General features: G+C 65.7%; 14 protein-coding genes. 5 read left to right on the plus strand and 9 right to left on the minus strand.

Annotated features, from left to right (window positions below; translation table 11 throughout):
- The first annotated feature begins 345 nt into the window (after window positions 1-345).
- From LDN85_RS17245 to LDN85_RS17255, 3 genes are read left to right on the plus strand one after another with little or no spacing between them, the layout of a single operon-like run.
- On the plus strand, window positions 346-1,632 hold the full coding sequence (locus LDN85_RS17245) for an acetylxylan esterase (protein ID WP_223943645.1): 1,287 nt from the start codon (window positions 346-348) through the stop codon (window positions 1,630-1,632).
- A complete protein-coding gene (locus LDN85_RS17250) occupies window positions 1,629-3,710 on the plus strand; it encodes a DUF6807 family protein (RefSeq protein WP_223943646.1) in 2,082 nt (693 codons plus the stop codon). Before LDN85_RS17245 ends, LDN85_RS17250 begins: the two co-directional genes overlap by 4 nt.
- Entirely contained in the window at window positions 3,707-4,846 is a 1,140-nt protein-coding gene (locus tag LDN85_RS17255; protein ID WP_223943647.1) for a M24 family metallopeptidase, read from the plus strand. Before LDN85_RS17250 ends, LDN85_RS17255 begins: the two co-directional genes overlap by 4 nt.
- Window positions 4,847-4,956: 110 nt before the next feature.
- On the opposite strand, the gene LDN85_RS17260 is transcribed toward LDN85_RS17255, so the two are convergent.
- The 5 genes from LDN85_RS17260 to LDN85_RS17280 are packed head-to-tail and all read right to left on the minus strand — an operon-like array spanning window position 4,957 to window position 11,014.
- Entirely contained in the window at window positions 4,957-6,408 is a 1,452-nt protein-coding gene (locus LDN85_RS17260) for an aldehyde dehydrogenase (NADP(+)) (RefSeq protein ID WP_223943648.1), read from the minus strand.
- Window positions 6,389-7,570, minus strand: coding sequence for a mandelate racemase/muconate lactonizing enzyme family protein (locus LDN85_RS17265; RefSeq protein ID WP_223943649.1), 1,182 nt, complete (start codon window positions 7,568-7,570; stop codon window positions 6,389-6,391). Before LDN85_RS17265 ends, LDN85_RS17260 begins: the two co-directional genes overlap by 20 nt.
- Window positions 7,570-8,475: a 5-dehydro-4-deoxyglucarate dehydratase gene (locus LDN85_RS17270; RefSeq protein ID WP_223943650.1), complete on the minus strand. Its 906-nt coding sequence runs from the start codon at window positions 8,473-8,475 to the stop codon at window positions 7,570-7,572. Before LDN85_RS17270 ends, LDN85_RS17265 begins: the two co-directional genes overlap by 1 nt.
- Window positions 8,472-9,563: an NAD(P)-dependent oxidoreductase gene (locus tag LDN85_RS17275; protein ID WP_223943651.1), complete on the minus strand. Its 1,092-nt coding sequence runs from the start codon at window positions 9,561-9,563 to the stop codon at window positions 8,472-8,474. Before LDN85_RS17275 ends, LDN85_RS17270 begins: the two co-directional genes overlap by 4 nt.
- 29 nt (window positions 9,564-9,592) lie before the next feature.
- Window positions 9,593-11,014, minus strand: coding sequence for a Gfo/Idh/MocA family oxidoreductase (locus tag LDN85_RS17280; protein WP_223943652.1), 1,422 nt, complete (start codon window positions 11,012-11,014; stop codon window positions 9,593-9,595).
- A gap of 180 nt (window positions 11,015-11,194) precedes the next feature.
- On the opposite strand from LDN85_RS17280, the gene LDN85_RS17285 reads away from it, so the two are divergent.
- A complete protein-coding gene (locus tag LDN85_RS17285; protein ID WP_026541345.1) occupies window positions 11,195-12,223 on the plus strand; it encodes a LacI family DNA-binding transcriptional regulator in 1,029 nt (342 codons plus the stop codon).
- 38 nt (window positions 12,224-12,261) lie between these two features.
- Here the strand turns inward: LDN85_RS17285 and LDN85_RS17290 are convergent, their stop codons facing one another.
- On the minus strand, window positions 12,262-12,990 hold the full coding sequence (locus tag LDN85_RS17290) for an FCD domain-containing protein (RefSeq protein WP_091549693.1): 729 nt from the start codon (window positions 12,988-12,990) through the stop codon (window positions 12,262-12,264).
- Window positions 12,991-13,081: 91 nt separating this feature from the next.
- Between LDN85_RS17290 and LDN85_RS17295 the strand changes: the two genes are divergently transcribed.
- On the plus strand, window positions 13,082-14,425 hold the full coding sequence (locus LDN85_RS17295; RefSeq protein ID WP_275966324.1) for an alpha-hydroxy acid oxidase: 1,344 nt from the start codon (window positions 13,082-13,084) through the stop codon (window positions 14,423-14,425).
- 81 nt (window positions 14,426-14,506) lie between these two features.
- On the opposite strand, the gene gdhA is transcribed toward LDN85_RS17295, so the two are convergent.
- The 3 genes from gdhA to LDN85_RS17310 form a co-directional block, all read right to left on the minus strand.
- Entirely contained in the window at window positions 14,507-15,844 is a 1,338-nt protein-coding gene (gene gdhA / locus LDN85_RS17300; protein WP_026541347.1) for an NADP-specific glutamate dehydrogenase, read from the minus strand.
- 207 nt (window positions 15,845-16,051) lie between these two features.
- A complete protein-coding gene (locus tag LDN85_RS17305; protein ID WP_223943653.1) occupies window positions 16,052-16,630 on the minus strand; it encodes a metalloregulator ArsR/SmtB family transcription factor in 579 nt (192 codons plus the stop codon).
- A gap of 79 nt (window positions 16,631-16,709) precedes the next feature.
- Complete coding sequence (locus LDN85_RS17310) at window positions 16,710-17,936, minus strand: acetoin utilization protein AcuC (protein ID WP_223943654.1); 1,227 nt, start codon at window positions 17,934-17,936, stop codon at window positions 16,710-16,712.
- Between the last annotated feature and the right edge of the window lie 50 nt (window positions 17,937-17,986).

Consider the following 17,986-nt stretch of genomic DNA (forward strand, 5'->3'; position numbering starts at 1 on the left):
GTGTGTAGTACAGCGGCCATGTGGTCTCCTTTGGTCATCGTGGCCATCCACGGACTTCGAGTCTGGTTGGTGCTTGCCTTCGGGGGCGCCGGTGTTCCTGGCACTTCCCCTGAGGGACCAGGATTTGGGTCCCGGGCTTCAGCGGCTCCGTACCAAAGTAAACGTTTTCTTGACCCATGTACAGCCTTTTGCTAATTTTTGAGAAAGCGTTTTCTGATGAAGCCGCCGAATCTGATTTCCCCACGCTGAAGACGCCCGGCGTGCGCCCCCGCACACCCTTGACGCATCGATAAGGCAGGACACTATTGTTCCCCACCGACTGCGACTGCCATGAGCGCGGCTGACATGGCAGATACGCCCATCCGCCCCAGCGCTGTGGCCCGCTACGAAGACTGGCCGGACTATGCCGTCCGCCACCGCTTCACCGCGGCCACCCCCGCAGCACAGCAACTGGCCGACACACTCGGCGTGCCCTCCGTAACACCGGATCTTGACTACACAGTGCATAGTGAAGCCGATCGTGACGGCGTTACCACCTCGCATTTGTCGTGGCAGCTGGGGTTCGGTCCCAGGACCTCGGCCTGGTTCGTCCGGCCCACCTGCGAAACACGTCCGCTTCCCGGCATTCTTGCCCTCCACTGCCACGGCGGAGAAAAGGCCTACGGAGCCGAGCGGCTCGTGTCCCTTCCGGATGACCCCTTTGCGGAGCGCTCCCTTCCGGACGGCCCCTTCGCGGAGGGCGCCCTTCCGGACAGGAAACAGACTGACGACGGCGGAACCCCCACCGGTGTCTTCTCCGGTCACAACCTGCAGCCCTTCGGCCCGATCCCGGCCGAGGTGAGGGAAAAGCTCTACGACGGCCGTGCACTCGCCACCTGGCTTGCTCAGCAGGGCTTCGCCGTACTGGCCCACGACACCTTCATGTGGGGAAGCCGCCGCTTTGGCCTGGACACCCCGCCCTGGCGGACCGCCGCCGCCGTCAACGGCCGGCAGGCACTGTGGCGGGAGGCCGGCGTCGAACCTTCCGCGGCGGAGATGTACAACGCAGCGGCCGCTGCCCACGAGGAAACGGTGGCCAAAGCCGCAACACTGCTCGGCAGCAGCGTCGCGGGCACTGTTGCGCATGACGACCTCGCCGCGCTGGACATCCTTTCAATGCTCCCCGGAGTGGACGCCGAGCGGCTCGGCTGCCTGGGATTCTCCGGCGGCGGCGGGCGCGCCATGGTCCTCGCCGCACTGAGTCCGCTGATCCGCAGCTACGTGGTGACCTGCATGATGACCACGTTCGGCTCACTGCTCCCGGCCTACCTTGACGCCCATTCCTGGCTGCTTCATTCCCCAGGCCTGTCCAGGCTGGGCGACTGGCCGGACCTTGCCGCCCGTTCGGCCGTCGAAAAGGTCCTGGTCCAATACGGGCTGGCCGACCCCCTGTTCCCGGAACAGGGAATGCGCGATGCCCACAGACACCTGCTGGAGCACATGCCCGCACGCTACACCGGCAGCTTGTGGCACGAACCGCACGTCTTTACCCGGGCCATGCAGGAGGAGGCTTCGGCCTTCCTCGCCGCAGCCCTGCGCCCTACCCCATCCGGGACTTCCCCGACACCTGAGCTCGCTAGGACAGACTCATGACCCAGCCCTTGACCACAACCGCTCCGGAGGTTCACTCCCGGCTCCCCCGCGTAGCCCTGGTGGGCGTCCACGGATTCGGCGAAAGGCACCTTGCCAACCTGGACCGACTCACGGCTGCCGGCACACTGGAACTGGTGGCTGTGGCCGATCCCCGCCCGCCCGCCGAGGGGAAACTGGCCCCCGGCGTGGAGGTCTTCCCCTCCCTGGACGATCTGTTGGCGGCAGGAACCGCGCCGGATGCCGTCATCATTTCCACGCCGATCCAGACACACGCACCGCTGGCACTTGCTGCCCTCAAAGCCGGGGCCCACGTGTACCTGGAAAAGCCGCCCGTAGCGTCGATGGCGCAGTACCAGGACGTCATGGCCGCGGCTGCGAGCGCCGGCCGGCTGGTGCAGGTGGGCTTCCAAAGCCTGGGCTCCGAAGCCCTTCCCGCAATTGACGCCTTGGTGGCCTCCGGTGGGATCGGTGAGGTCCGCGGTATCAGTGCCACCGGGTTGTGGCTGCGGAACCGGGCCTACTTCAAACGGTCGCGGTGGGCCGGGAAGCGCAGCCTGAACGGAACGGATGTGGTGGACGGCGTTGTCACCAACGCCTTGGCGCACGCCGTGGCAACAGGGCTGCGGCTTGCCGGCGCCCGCACGGTCTCTGACGTGGCCTCGGTGGAGACGGATCTCTACCGTGCCAACGACACCGAAAGCGATGACACGTCGGTGGTGCGTGTCCGGACCTCCAGGGGAGACGGATTCAGCGGCGCACCGGTAGTAACCTGCGCCCTGACGTTGTGCGCGCCGGCACAGTCCGCGCCCACCGTGACCATCTATGGCACCTCGGGGCAAGTCACACTTTTCTATACCGAGGACCGCGTGGACTTCACCACTGCCGACGGCACGCGGAGCCAGTCGTTCGGACGGACGGACCTGTTGGAAAACCTCTTGTCCGCACGCACGGAAGAAGACCTGCTCAGCCCGCTCAGCGGCGTGGGCGCCTACGTTTCGGTGCTGGAGGCGATCCGCACGGCCGAGCCGCCCCGGCAGATCCACCCGGACTTTGTTACTTGGGAAGGCGAGGGCGATGACGCCCACCCCGTGGTGCACGGCATCGAGTCCCTGATCCGCCGGGCAGCCTTGGGCCAGGCGACGTTCGCCGAGCTGGGCGCGCCGTGGGCCGCTTCAGCCGGGCCCGTTCCGGACACTTTGGAGGTCAACGGCACCCCCGTGGCTGCAGTGCACGACGGCACCCTGATCCGGCCCACGTCCTCGCCGCGGCCCTACCTGCACCCTGTGCGTACGCTCGCCGGAACCATAGTTACCGATCACATCCCCGAGGACCATGTCTGGCACCTGGGAGCCGGGGTTGCCCTCCAGGACGTGGACGGCATCAACTTCTGGGGCGGCCGGACCTACACCCGGGACGCAGGCGCCTACGTCTGGCGCAAGGATCACGGCATGATCGTTACTGATTCCGTGGAGCACACCGACGGTCAGCGACGCGAACAGTTGAGCTGGCTGGGGCCGGACCGATCACCGGTACTGCGCGAACAGCGCCAGTGGCGGTGGTCCGCCGTCGGGGATTCAGCGTGGAAACTAGCGCTTGACTTCACGCTGGACTCAGCCACGGGACGCCCTGTGCTGCTGGGCAGCCCGGGTTCCAATGGCCGGCCGCAGGGCGGTTACGGCGGCTTCTTCTGGCGGCTTCCCAAAGTTGGCGATGCGACGATATGGACGCCCGACGCGCGGGGCGAGGACGCCGTGCACGGGAGCGTGTCGCCATGGCTGGCGTGGTCCGGGACGTTCGACGCCGGAACAGCCAATCCAGCGCATGTCACCGGCGATCCCGATCCCGGGCTGGGGCACCCGGCGACCCTCGTGTTCCTGGCCTCGCCGCAGGCACCGGACCCATGGTTTGTCCGGCACGAAGGCTACCCCGGCGTCGGCCTTTCGCTCGCCTGGGACGCTCCGGTGACCACAGAACCGGGCCACCCGGTCCAAAGGACTGCCACCATCCTCATCACGGATGGCTTCCTGGCCACACAAGACATTGAACGACTCATCTCAACTTTGGGGGAACAGGCATGACCACACCTACTCAATCGACACCCATGGCCGGGCAGGCCCCGACGCCGGCATTGGCGCCGGCCGGACGCACTGCTCCCGCCAGCGCCGCCGACCGCGCAGTGAAGCGCCGCCGCGTGCTGGACATCCTTGATGCCGCCGGCCGCGACTCACTCCTGCTCACCTCCAACACCGCCCTCACCTGGTACCTGGACGGGAGCCGGGTACACATCAGCCTTGCCGGCGATCCCATCGCGGCCCTGCTGGTGGACCGCGACGGCGACCATTTGGTGACCTTCAACAACGAGGCCGGCCGGATCGCGGCCGAGGAACTGCCCGGGGATGTCAGCCTGCACACGGTGCCGTGGCACGGCCAGCTGCATGCCGTCGCCGCCGGGTTGGCCGTTGATGGTGATCCGTTGGTCGAAGCGGCGGTCACCACCGAACTCCGTGCCGCCCGCCAACAGCTCCTCCCGGCCGAAGCCGCCCGCTATGCCATGCTCTCAGCCGATGCCGCAGCCGCCATGACCGATGTCCTCACTGCTGCGACCCCGGAAACCACGGAATTCGAGCTCGTGGCTGAACTGGCCGCACGGATTGTTTCAGTGGGCGCCGAGCCCCTGGTCCTGCTCTGCAACGGTTCGTCCCGGAGCGACTTCCGCCATCCTTTGGCAACGCACTCCCCCATCGGGCGCCGTGCCATGGCTGTGGTGTGCGCGCGTCGGAACGGCTTGGTTGCCAACGTGACCCGGTGGGTGGCGTTCGACGCCGGTACTCCCCAGGAGCTCGACGCCGAGGCGCGCATCGCTGCCGTTGAGGCCGACATTTTCCGTGCCACCGTCCCCGGTGCAAGGCTCAACCAGGTGTTCTCTGAAATCCGGCAGGCCTACGCCCGGCATGGTTTCGGCGAGGACCAGTGGACGCTGCACCACCAGGGCGGCCCGGCTGGTTATGCCGGCCGTGATCCGCGAGTCACCGCTGAAGTCACTGACACGATTGTGCTGAACCAGCCCTTTACCTGGAACCCGTCCGGCCCCGGGGTGAAGATCGAGGACACTGTGCTGCTCACGGAATCCGGTCTGCAGGTCCTGACCACTGACGACCGTTGGCCAACCACCGACGTTGACGGCCGCCGTCGTCCGCTGACGCTTCGCCCGTAACACCTGGCTCCCCACACGAAAGGGGCGGGGTCACCGTGATGGTGACCCCGCCCCTTTTTGTCTCCCCCGACCCAAGTAGGTCGTAATCAATTGGGCCCCGTTGGGGTGGGTTAGCTGAGGGTCAGCACGCCGTCCACGCGCCGGGGGATGCCCAGCGGGTTGGCATCGTGCAACGCCGGGTGCAGGACGGACTCGGGCGCGTCCTGGTAGGCCACCGGGCGCTGGAAACGGCGGACCGCGGTAGCGCCCACGGAGGTGAACAGGGACGTCGTGGCCGGGTACGGGCCGCCATGCTGCTGGGCCCAGTTCACGGCAACCCCGGTGGGCCAACCGTCGAACAGGACGCGTCCGGCGAGCCCGCTGAGTTGATCCACCAAGGCGGATACGTCTTCGCCCGGCTGTGCGTGCACCGTGCCGGTGAGGCTGCCCGGGACCTTGGCCAGGGCCGCGGACAGTTCTTCCTGGTTGGCGTACTCGATCAGCAGCGTGGTGGGGCCGAAGCACTCCTCCAACAACTCTTCCGGACGTTCCAGGACGTTCGCGGCACTGGTGGAGAAGACCACGGGCGCGGCGCCGTCGGCCAGGCTGTCCTGCTGCACCGTACCGCTGACGACGGCGACACCCGGCTGGTCCGCGACGTTCCGCAGCCCGTCCGGGTAGGCCTCGGCGATGCGCTCGGTGAGCATGGCCGCGGTGGGCTTGTCCTTGCTGGCCTCGGCCAGGTTGGAGGCGAAGTCCGTGCCTGCCGGGATGAAGACCAGCCCGGGTTTGGTGCAGAACTGCCCGGCGCCCATGGTGAACGAGCCCGCCAGGCCCGCGGCAAGCTGCTGTCCGCGTTCCGCAAGCGCGTCCGCGGTGATAACCACGGGGTTCAGGCTGCCCAGTTCCCCGTAGAACGGGATGGGCTCGGGGCGCGAGGCTGCGAGGTCGAACAGGGCACGGCCACCGGGGATGGATCCGGTGAACCCGACGGCCTTGATGGCCGGGTCCTGAACCAGTGCCGTGCCTGCCTCGCGGCCACTGACCAGGGCGAAGATCCCTTCCGGGGCCCCTGCCTTGGCAAGGGCTTCGGTGACAACCTCGGCGGTCCGCTCAGAGAGCCGGATGTGGCCGGAGTGCGCCTTGACGATCACCGGGCAACCCACCGCGAGCGCGGAGGCTGTGTCGCCACCGGCCACGGAGAAAGCGAACGGGAAATTCGACGCCGAGAAAACGGCTACCGGGCCGATGGGACGAAGGATGCGGCGCAGATCCGGCTTGGGCGGGGTGGACGTCGGATCAGCGTGGTCAATGACGGCTTCAAGGTAGGAGCCCTCGGTGATCACGTTGGCGAACAGGCGGAGCTGGCCGCTGGTCCTCGCTACCTCACCCGCGAGCCGGACGGTGCCCAGGCTGGTTTCGGAATCGGCAATGGCCACCAGTTCGGTGACGTTCGCGTCCAAGGCATCGGCGACGGCGGTCAGCCAGGCGGCGCGCTCGGCATCGGTTGCTGCTGCGGTCACCTTGGCTGCTTCCGTGGCTGCGGCGGTGATGGCTGTCAGGTCAAGAGTTGCTGTACTCAATGCGGTTTCCTTTACTTTCGGTAACGGCGCTGGCGGGGACGGCGCTCTCGGTAACGGCGCTGTCGGTGGCGGGCAGTTGTGCCGGCTTTCCGAACTCGAAGCCGAGCCCCGGACGGTCTGTGCTGGTAAGCAGGCTCCTGCCGGTGCTGTTGCTGATTTTCACCGGCGAAGGTCCGGCCAGGATTCCGAGCTGCCCGAAGGACGCATCTTCCACGTCCTCCACGCTCACGGCATCGGCAAGGGTGAGGGCCAGCTGCCCGGAGAGTTCCGGAAGCAGGTGCGGCGCCACCCGGATGCTGTTGGCACGAGCCAATTCAGCGATCCTGCGGAACGGGGTTATGCCGCCCACCCGCACGATGTTGGGCTGGATGATGTCCACCGCTTCGGCTTCGATGAAGTCGCGGAAACGGTAGATGGTGTGGACGTTCTCCCCCAAGGCGATGGGGACCGGGGACTGCTTGCGCAGACGCCGGTAGGCCCAGAGGTCATCGGCGCGGATCGGTTCTTCCAGCCACTCCAGTCCGTACTCCCCCAAGATATCCAAGGCACGGAACGTATGGGCTAGGTCCCACCGCTGGTTGGCATCGATCATGAGCAAACGGTCCGGACCGATGACCTGCCGGACCGCGGCCACGCGTTCGGCATCTTCCCGGAGTTCGGGCTTGCCCACCTTGATCTTCACGGCGTTATGCCCGGCAGCAACCCATCGCTGCGCCTGCTCCACGAGCTCCTCCAGGGTGTAATGCAGGTTCACGCCGGAGCCGTAAACCTCCACCGATTCCCGGCGCTGGCCCAGCAGCCCTGCGACCGAGGTGCCGGCCCGCCGCGCTTTCAGGTCCCACAAGGCCAGGTCCACGCCGGCCATCGCAATGGTGGTCAGGCCTCCCCCGCCGGCTTCATGGAGCCGTTTCCACAACTGGTCCCACACCATGTCAGGGTTGGCTTCGAGGCCAAGGATGAACGGGGCAATATCGTAATCCAGGAGCGCTTTGACCGCTTGCGGACCAATGGTGGGTGTCCACGAGAAACCGTGGCCGGTGCCGCCGTCGTCGGTGGTCAGTTCGGTGACGACCACATGGTTTTCGGGCGCCTCGGCACCCCAGCTGCGCAGCAGCGGGACCGTGATCAGCCGGGTGGTGAGGCCCGTGATGCGGGCCGGCATCAGCTGCCGGCCAGCTCGTGGCCCTTGGCCAGGATGGACTTGAGCTCCAGCATTTGTTCCTCGGAAGGGTCCACCAGGGGCGGCCGTACCGGGCCAACCGGGAGCCCGGCAAGGCGAAGGCCCGCCTTGATCAGTGAAACGCCGAAGCCCGGAGTCTGGTCACGCAGCCGGACCAAGGGCGCATAGAACCCTTCAAGCAGCGCATGGCGGCGCTCTTCATCGCCGGAGACGTACGCGTCGTAGTAGGCCTTGGCGATCTCCGGTGCCATGGCGAACGCTGCCGAGGAGTAGAGCGGGATCCCCAGGCCACGGTAGGCGCCCTGCGTCAGCTCGGCCGTCAACAGGCCATTGAAGAGCGCGAAATCGGTGCGGCCACTGGCGTTGATCGCCGAGACGATTTCCTGCGCCAGCCCGACGTCGCCGATTCCGTCCTTGAAGCCAACCACCTTCGGGTTCGCGGTCAGGCGCGTGATGGCTTCGGCAGTGAACTTTGCCGTGCCGCGGTGGTACACGATCACCGGCAGGCTGCTCGCGGCGGCGATGGCCTCAACATAGGCCACCACACCATCGGTGGGACCGGTCACCAAGTACGGCGGAAGCACCAGGAGTGCGTCCGCACCGGCTTCCTCAGCCACCTTCGCGGCGGCAATGGCATGACCCAGCGGTCCGCCGGCACCGGAGACCACGGGAACAGCTCCCGCAACGGCCTCGACGGCGGCAGTCACCACGGTGCGGATCTCCTCAAGTGAGAGCGCATGGAATTCGCCTGTGCCGCATGCAGGGAAAACGCCGCCGGGGCCAAAAGGCAGCCGGGAGGTGATGTGTTCCTTCAACAGGTCCACATCGACGCTGCCGTCCTCGGCGAAGGGAGTGACGGGGAAGAACAGTACGCCGTCGAAGTTCATGGTGTCTCCTTGGTTGCTCCCGCCGGGACCAGGCCGGCGGGATTCTCGTCGTTGAGTGCTGCCTGATTTAGTGCTGCCTGATTTAGTGTTGCGCCGTTCGGCGTTGCGCCGTTCGGTGCTGCGCCGTTCAGTGCGGCTTGTTCGTTCAGTGCGGCTTGTTCGCTTGCCGCTGTGTCGGCCCCTTCATAGGGCGGGGCCAGTTCGGTGCGCCAGGACCGCTTCGGTTCCCAACCGAGGAGCTCACGGGCTTTGTCGATGGCGAACGCCGGGCTGGTCCCGGTGAGGTGCTCCGTGAGGGGTCCGCTGCCCGGCAGGAAGCGGGGGAACAATTCCGAGAGCGGCGCGGTAGCCAAGGCATCCTTGGCGCCCACAAAGAAGACCTGGCCGTTGGGAATGCTGTCCATCTTCTCCAGCAGCACATCCAGGAAGTCAGCCACATCGCGGGCATCTACATAGTTGAACAGAGCCGGCGCGGACAACGAGGGATCATCCAGGCGTTCCCGGATGGTGTGGCCTTGCTGCGTCAGGGCCCCTTCCCACTCCTCCGGGGAAAGGACGTAGCACGGGCGGAAGGCCGCATACCGGATCCTGTCGCCCTGGGCTGCGGCGAACATCTGCACTGTCTGCTCGGCAATCAGCTTGGACAAGGCGTACGCGTTCCACGGCTTGGGCGGCGTCTGCTCATCCAAGGGGAACGACGGCGGCAGCCACCCGGCCGGGGAGCCATAGCCCAGGGCGGTGGGGCTGGACGCCGTCACGATCTTCGGCACGCCCGCGTCGGTGGCCGCACTGACCACCGCATAGGCGAGCCGGGTGTTCGTGCTGAAAATGACATCCTCGGGCGCGCTGAAAGGTACGGCAATAGCAGCGAGGTGAATGACGGCGTCGGGCGCTGTTTCCCGGATTAGCCGTTCCGCTTCCCCGGGTGCCAGGAGATCAGCGGTGTGCTGTTCGGCTCCGGCGGGCAATTGCTCGGCGGGGATGGCGTCGCGGTCCACCGAGATCACCTTGTGGCCGGCGTCCGCCAGCCCGGCAACAACGCTGCGCCCCAGCCGGCCGGAACCTCCGGTGACAAAAATCCTGCTCATGGTGTGTTCCTTGCTTGGTTGTGAACGGGTCAGGCCTGGTTGCGGCTGAGATCGGCGCCGAGGCCAAGTTCGCTGATCCGGACCGGGAGGTCGGTATCCAGGGACTGGTTGCCGGCAATTCCCACCGAGACGGAACGGAGTCCGTCGATGTAGCCGGACGGACGGCCCAGGGGATCGATGCCGGGGCCGTTGAAGAGGTCCGAGAGCAGGAGGTTGTCGCCGCCGCCGTGGCCGCCCTCGCCGTTGACGATAGGAACCTCATAGGCAGGCTCCCAGTGGCGCTGGACTACAAGGCGCTCGCCGTTCCGGCGCACGGCGTCATCTTCCTCGATGGGCGTGGCGCTGGGGTCAACCACGGTCTTCTTGTCGGTGGAAGACTCGACGGCGGCGCGTTCCACCACTTCGAGCTCGGCGCGGCCTTCGGTGCCGTTGACGGTCACGCGGTAGCCCTCCCACGGACTGTGCGCATTGAGCGAGTAGCTCAGGGTGGGTCCGCCCTGGTAGTCCACCACGAGGGCCAGGTTGTCCTCGATGGTGATGCCCTCGGTGAAGACGTCCTGGTCGCGGATGTAGCCGTCGAACTTTTCGTTGTCGTAGTACAGGGCCTTCAGGCGCTCGTCATCGCGCATGTCCAGGCGGAAGGGATCATGGCCCAGCCCATCAACCGTGCCGCGTTCGGGGCGGGCACCCAGGCCACGCTCGGCAGCGTTCTTGTCGCCGTAGAAGCGCAGGCCACCGGAGGCGAAAACGCGCTCCGGAACATCGTTGATCCACCAGTTGACCAGGTCGAAGTGGTGGGAAGCCTTGTGGATGAGCAGGCCGCCGGAGTTCTTCTTTTCGCGGTGCCAGCGGCGGAAGTAGTCGGCGCCGTGCACGGTGTCCAGGACCCAGCTGAAGTCGATGGACGTGACCTTGCCGATCACACCGTTGTGGATGACTTCCTTCAAGGCAGTGTTGCGCGGCGAGTAGCGGTAGTTGAAGGTCACCACCACGTTCTTGCCGGTCTTGGCCACGGCTTCGGTGATGCGGCGGCAGCCATCCACGTCAATGGTCAGCGGCTTTTCAACCACGACGTCGGCACCGGCCTCGAGCGCTTCGACGATGTAGTCGGCGTGGGTGTAGTCGGGCGTCGTGACGATGACGCGCTCGATGCCGTTGGACTGGATGAAGCTGGTGAGCTGGCCGGGCTCGAAGGATGCCACAGGTTCCGTTCCGCCAAGTTCGCGGATGAGCTCCTGGTAGAAGTCCACCCGGCCTTGGTTGACGTCGGAGAGCGCAATGAGTTCGGCTACGTCAGCGTGCTGGCCGTAGATGGCCCGGATGTACATCTCGGAGCGGCCACCGGTTCCAATGAGGGCAATACGGGTCCGCTTGCCGCCTTCGGGCTGGGCTGTGGGTGTTGCCGATGCTGCTGATTCTGTCTGGGTCTCGGCTGAGTCGACGGTGACCATGTGGGATGCCCCTTTCAAAAGGCAGGAGTGAACCGCTTGACGGCCCGGCTTCGTGTGGGAAGAATCATGAGAAAGCGTTTTCTCAGAGCGTTATAAGCTTTGTATCAAGACTCTGGTGGTCACGTCAACCACTGCACCAACGACGGCGCATACGGGAGACGACCAATGGGAAGGGGCCACATGGCACGCAGGAACACCAACAGGCGCGTCGGGATAGCTGACGTCGCGGAGAAGGCCGGCGTTTCGCACGCCACCGTCTCCCGCGTCATGAACGGTAACGCCGCAGTGGACCCCGGGATCGCAGCGCGGGTCCGGGCAGCCGCCGCTGAACTGAAGTACCAGCCCAACCCGGTGGGGCGCAGCCTTGCCCTGGGCAAGACCGACACCATCGGAATAGTTGTCCCGGACCTGGCCAACCCCACGTTCCAGGCCATCCTCCGCGGCCTCAGCATTGCCGCTGCCCAGGACGGATACCGCGTCCTCATCGCAGACTCCTCCGAAGTCACCAGTGAGGAAGCCATCCTTGCTGGGGAAGCCCGTCGCCGCTGCGATGGCGTGGTTCTGTGCGCACCCCGCATGGCGGATGCCGAACTCGAGGAACTGGCCCCCACCCTGCATCCCCTGGTACTCATCAACCGGACCACCATCGCCACCAACACTCCGAGCCTGAGCGTGGACTACGGGCAGGGAATCCAGGAACTGGCGCAGCACCTGGTCTCACTGGGACACCGCCGGCTGGTTTTCCTCTCCGGTCCCGAGCACAGCGCCTCCAACCGCCAACGCCTGGTGGGCCTGGACCAGTTCCGCGCCAAGCACCCGGAGATCGATTTGCAGATGCTCCATGGCGGTTCCAACTTCGATTCAGGCCACGAATCCACCGAGGCCATCATTGCCAGTGGCGCCACCGGAATCCTGGCCTTCAACGACCTCGTGGCAATGGGCCTGCTCAGCGGCCTTCACGAGCGCGGCATCCGCGTCCCGGAGGACATTTCCGTGACGGGGTTTGACGATATTCCGTTCGCCAAATACACCACGCCCCCGTTGACCACCGCGGCCGTGCCCATCAACGAGCTCGGCAGCCTTGCCTGGCGGAGGATGCGGGAGCAGATCCAGCAGGCCGGCGAAGCCACTACCCAGGCGCAGGACGAGTTCTCGCCCAGGGTGGAGATCCGCAAGAGCACCGCGGCGCCGGCCCTCAAGCCCGCCTAGATGCAACGCGGGGTCACTTATGGCCCCTTTAGGCGGTTCTACGGGGCCTTGAGTGACCCCGCGTTGCCCTGGTTCGGGGCAGGGTTTGCGCCCACGCCGGCCTCTTTGTAGAAGCCCTGGATGTGGGCGGCAACAAGCTCAGCTGCTTTGGCGCCGTCGTGGTTGTTGACGGCGGTGAGGATGGCGCGGTGCTCGGCCCGCAGCCTGCCTGAGGTCGCGTTCCAATCCGGAAGGTTTCCCGTCAGCTCGCCCGCGTAATTCTCGATCGCACCCCGGAGCGAGGCCATCATGGCGCTCACCACGGTGTTGCCTGCCGCCTGCGCCAGGGCCACATGGAAGCGGGCATCGAGGGCCAGGAACGAGTCAATGTCCTGGGCAGAGTCCATCTGGTCCAGGAGCTCCGCGGCCTCCTCCAGCTCCGGCACACCCACGTGGGCGCGTTCGGCCGCCCAGGATTCCAGCAGGACGCGGGTCTCCACGATGTCCGCCACGGGAAGGTGCCGCGTAGCCACGTGCAACCTCAGGGTGGAACCCAGTGCGGAGCCCGGCTCGGCGATGACCACCGTCCCGGCATCCTTGCCCGAGCCCACCCCCGCGCGGACCACTCCCATTGCCTCCAGGATCCTGACGGCCTCGCGCACCGACGTCCGGGAAACCTTCAACTGCTCGGCCATGGTGCGTTCGCCCGGCAGCCTGCCACCGAGGGCAAGGTCACCGTCGGACAACTGCTTCTCGATCCATTGCAGGACCAGCTCGTGGGTACGCATAAACGAAATACTAGTTGATGTGGTCCAACCACATGGATTACAGTGTGGTTAGACCACAGTGGCAGGACCACAGAATTCAAGGGAGAACCGCATGACCGACACCCTCGATCCCAAGATCACCGCCGAGCCCGCCAATGCCGGGAGCGATCAGAACGTGACCCGGCAGCAGCAGCCGGCGCCCGCCGTCGTACACCCATCCTTGGTGCCTCCGGCATTGAAGCGGCGCATCCCCAAGGTCTCGGACCTCGCGCCGCTGATGCAGTTCAAGAAGCCCGAATTCAGCAAGACCGCCCGGCTCAAGCGCGCCAGCACCATCTGGGAACTGCGGGACATGGCCAAGCGCCGCACCCCGCAGGCACCGTTCGACTACACCGACGGTGCCGCCGAAGAAGAGATCACCCTGCGCCGTGCACGCCAGGCGTTCCAGGACATCGAATTCCGGCCGGGCATCCTTCGCGATGTTTCAAGGATTGACCTCCGCACGGAAATCCTGGGCAAGGAATCCCGCCTGCCCTTCGGCATCGCACCTACGGGATTCACGCGCATGATGCAGTCCGAGGGCGAATATGCCGGTTCGCAGGCTGCTGAAGCTGCCGGAATCCCCTATACCCTCTCCACCATGGGCACCGCCTCCATCGAGGACGTGGCCACCGCCGCCCCGAACGGCCGGAACTGGTTCCAGCTGTACCTGTGGACGGACCGCGACCGCTCCCTGGAACTGATCGAACGTGCCGCCAAAGCCGGCAACGACACCCTCATGGTCACCGTGGACACCGCCGTTGCGGGCGCCCGCCTCCGCGACGTCCGCAATGGCATGACCATCCCGCCGGCACTGACCATCAAGACAGTCCTGGACGCCTCGTACCGCCCGGCCTGGTGGTTCAACTTCCTCACCCACGAGCCCCTGACGTTCGCCTCACTCTCGCGCTACACCGGCACCGTGGCCGACCTCATCAACTCCATGTTCGATCCCACGCTGACCTACGAGGACCTGGACTGGCTCCGCGAAACCTGGAAGGGCAAGCTGGTGGTCAAGGGCATCCAGACCGTGGAAGACGCCCGGCGCGTTGTTGACCACGGTGCTGATGGAATCATCCTGTCCAACCACGGCGGACGCCAACTGGACCGCGCACCCATCCCGTTCCACCTGCTGCCGGAAGTCACCACAGCACTGAAGGCGGACAACAGCGAGGCCGCGGTCATCCTGGACACGGGCATCATGAGCGGCGCGGACATCGTGGCAGCCCTGGCACTGGGCGCAGACTTCGCCCTGATCGGCCGCGCTTACCTTTATGGCCTGATGGCCGGCGGACGCGAAGGCGTGGACCGCACCATCCAGATCCTCGAGAAGGACATGACCCGCACCATGGCGCTGTTGGGCGTCAGCAAGGTGGAGGACCTGAACCCGGACCACGTGCGGTTGCTCCAGCGCTAAAAGCACCCATGCAGGCAACAGCCCCTGTTCGCAATGGACGTCCATTGCGAACAGGGGCTGTTGTGTTGTTTGGGTAAAGGGTTAGATCAGGCCCTGGGCCAGCATGGCGTCGGCTACCTTGACGAACCCTCCGATGTTGGCACCCACCACGTAGTTTCCGGGCGCACCGTAGGCGTCCGCTGTTTCGGCACAGCGATCGTGGATGCCCACCATGATCTCGGTGAGGCGCTGTTCGGTGTGCTCGAAGGACCACGAATCGCGGCTGGCATTCTGCTGCATTTCCAGCGCAGACGTTGCAACACCCCCGGCGTTGGCGGCCTTGCCCGGTCCAAACAGGATCCCGGCTTCCTGGAACACCGATACCGCGGCACGGGTGGAGGGCATGTTCGCACCCTCCGCCACCGCAATCAGGCCGTTGCTGACCAGCTTGGCGGCAGCATCGCCGTCGAGCTCGTTCTGCGTGGCGCACGGCAAGGCCACCGTGCCGGTCACGTCCCACACGGAACCACCGGCAACATGGTTGGCTCCGGAACGGCGCGCGGCGTACTCGGTGAGGCGTCCGCGCTCCACTTCCTTGATCTGGCTCAGAAGCCCGACGTCGATCCCCGCCTCGTCCACGATGTAACCGGCCGAATCTGAACAGGCCACCACGGTGGCGCCCAGGGACTGCGCCTTGGCGATGGCATGGATGGCCACGTTGCCCGAACCGGAAACCACCACCCGCTGGCCGTCAAAGGACTGGCCCCGCGTCTTCAGCATCTCCTGGGCGAAGATCACCGTGCCGTAGCCGGTAGCCTCGGGGCGGACCAGGGAGCCGCCCCAGGAGATGCCCTTGCCCGTGAGGACTCCCGACTCGTAGCGGTTGGTAATGCGCTTGTACTGGCCAAAGAGGTAACCGATTTCGCGTCCACCCACGCCGATGTCGCCGGCAGGGACGTCGGTGTACTCGCCGATGTGGCGGTAGAGCTCGGTCATGAAGGACTGGCAGAAACGCATGATTTCGGCGTCGGAACGCCCGCGCGGATCAAAGTCCGAGCCACCTTTGCCGCCGCCAATGGGCATGCCGGTGAGCGCGTTCTTGAAGATCTGCTCGAAGCCAAGGAACTTCACGATCCCCAGGTATACCGAGGGGTGGAACCGGAGCCCGCCCTTGTAGGGGCCCAGGGCGGAGTTGAACTCCACGCGGAAGCCGCGGTTTACGTGGACGCGACCGGCGTCGTCGGTCCACGGGACGCGGAAGATGATCTGGCGTTCGGGCTCGCAAAGGCGTTCCAGGACGGCACCTTCGAGGAATTCGGGGTGGCGGTCATGCACGGGGCCAAGGCTTTCGAAGACCTCAGTGACGGCCTGGTGGAATTCCTTCTCCCCCGGGTTCCGCGCCAACACGGTGTCGCGGACAGCTTCGAGCCTTGAATCCATGCGTGTTCCTATCCTCAGTGCGCCGACCCGCGGCGAGACGATTAGTCCCGCCCATGGTTGCACCGAGGGACATAGGATCTCCATCCGGAGACAATGTGACCCTCAAAGCTGAGTTAACACAACTGTAGAAAATCGTTGAAAACACAAGGAAGCGGAAGGTAAACAAAAACTCACAATGTGATGAGGATCACGTTAAGTCGTTGCGCGCTACCGCTTACGGCCAAACTTTGGCAGGTTGGGCAGGTTCGGAAGGTTGGCCAGGAGGTCAGCAGCCTTAGTGGCAGCGCGGCCAACAGTACGGCCAATCTGCTGGGGAACGGTGTCATCGGAGGCAGGGTCAACCGAAACAGGCGTTTCACGCGCGTGGACCTTGACGGCCTGGCTGATGGCGTCGGCACGGTTCGGGACCGGTGCAGCAGCTTCAACTGGAGGCGTACTGACTGCGGGAATTTCCGCAGGGGCTGCCGGAGACGCGGCCACGGCAGGCGCCACAGCGGCAGGTAAGACGGCGGCGGGAGCCGGGCCGCCGACGTCGAACGTTTCAAGCCAGCTCGCGACGCCGGCAAGCGGCTTGGGATTGAGCGCATAGAAGCGCTTCTGGCCTTGCGCGCGCATGCTGACAAGATCAGCCTCGCGGAGCACCTTCAGATGCTTGGAGATAGTGGGTTGGCTCGCAGCCAGTTCTTCCACCAGTTCGCCTACTGCTTTATCCCCAGAGCGGAGGGAAACCAGGATGTCGCGCCTGGTTGCCTCAGCTATGACGGCAAATACGTCGTCAGTCACCATGCCTCCCACCCTAGCGACATATACGCCGATTGGCATCCCTGTTTCTTTGTGATGCAGGGCCTGTGGAGCGTGGCCTCCGTCAGTCGAACCAAGGGTCCAGCCCGTAGAGCGGGAAGATTTCCTTGCGCGTGGCAATGACTGTCCGGTCCACCTCATCGGCGGGGTCATAGCCCACTTCCCAGGAGCGCCACCACACGTCCACGTCATCGCCCATGGACTCCGGAGCCCACACGCCATAGGTTTCGCGCACATACGTCCGCCACGCTTCAGGCACGGGCGCACTGAGTGGCACCGGGCGCTGTGTCACCATCCCGATCAGGTGGCTCCACGCACGCGGCACAACACCGGTGACGTCATAACCGCCGCCGCCAGTGGCAATCCATCGGTTCCCGCAGTAACGGGCCGCCAGGCTCGCGACGGCGGAGGCAGCCTCACGCTGGCCGTCGACGCTGAGGGTGAGGTGCGTCAGGGGGTCGTCGCGGTGGGAGTCGCACCCGTGCTGGCTGACGATGACCTCCGGCTGGAAGGCACCCACAAGCTGCGGAACCACTGCATGGAAGGCCCGCAACCAGGCGGCATCACCCGTAAAAGTGGGAAGCGCGACGTTGACCGCAGTCCCTGGAGCGTCCGGCCCGCCGGTTTCATTGGCAAAGCCGGTCCCCGGGAAGAGGGTCAGGCCCGTTTCGTGCAGGCTGATGGTCAGGACACGGGGATCGTTCCAGAAGATACTCTGCGTCCCGTCGCCGTGATGGGCATCTACGTCGATGCTGACGATCCGCTGCACCCCGCCGTCGAGCAGTCTTTGGATTGCCAGCGCGACGTCGTTGTAGACGCAAAAGCCGCTGGCCCGCTCGCGTGCGGCATGGTGCATCCCGCCACTGAAGTTCACCGCCCGGACCGCCTTGCCCGAGAGGATGTTCTCAGCGGCCAGCAGTGAACCGCCGGCAAGCCTGGCACTGGCCTCGTGCATTCCGGCGAACGCGGGGTCATCCTCCGTCCCCAGGCCGCGGCTTTCCTCCGGGGTGGACGGGTCCTCGCTGACGCGCCGGACGGCCTCCACGTAGCCGGCGCTGTGCACCGTTAGAAGTTCGACGTCGGTTGCTACCTCGGGTGCCTCAACCGCCACATGCTCATGGTCAAACAAGCCCAGGGATTCGGCCAACCGTGCTGTCAGTTCCAGTCGCTGGGGAGCCATGGGGTGGCCGGGGCCAAAATTGTAGGCAGTCATGGCTGGGTCCCACACCACCGTCGTTGGCAGTGCGGAGCGGGTAATGCTGGAAGCCGTAGTCCCAAGCCTGGAGTTCATCCAGAACAGGCTACCTGAGGCTGGAGGGCCCCCACGCCCGGTTACGCCGC

It is taken from the genome of Arthrobacter sp. StoSoilB20 (assembly GCF_019977295.1).
GTDB lineage: Bacteria > Actinomycetota > Actinomycetes > Actinomycetales > Micrococcaceae > Arthrobacter > Arthrobacter nicotinovorans_A.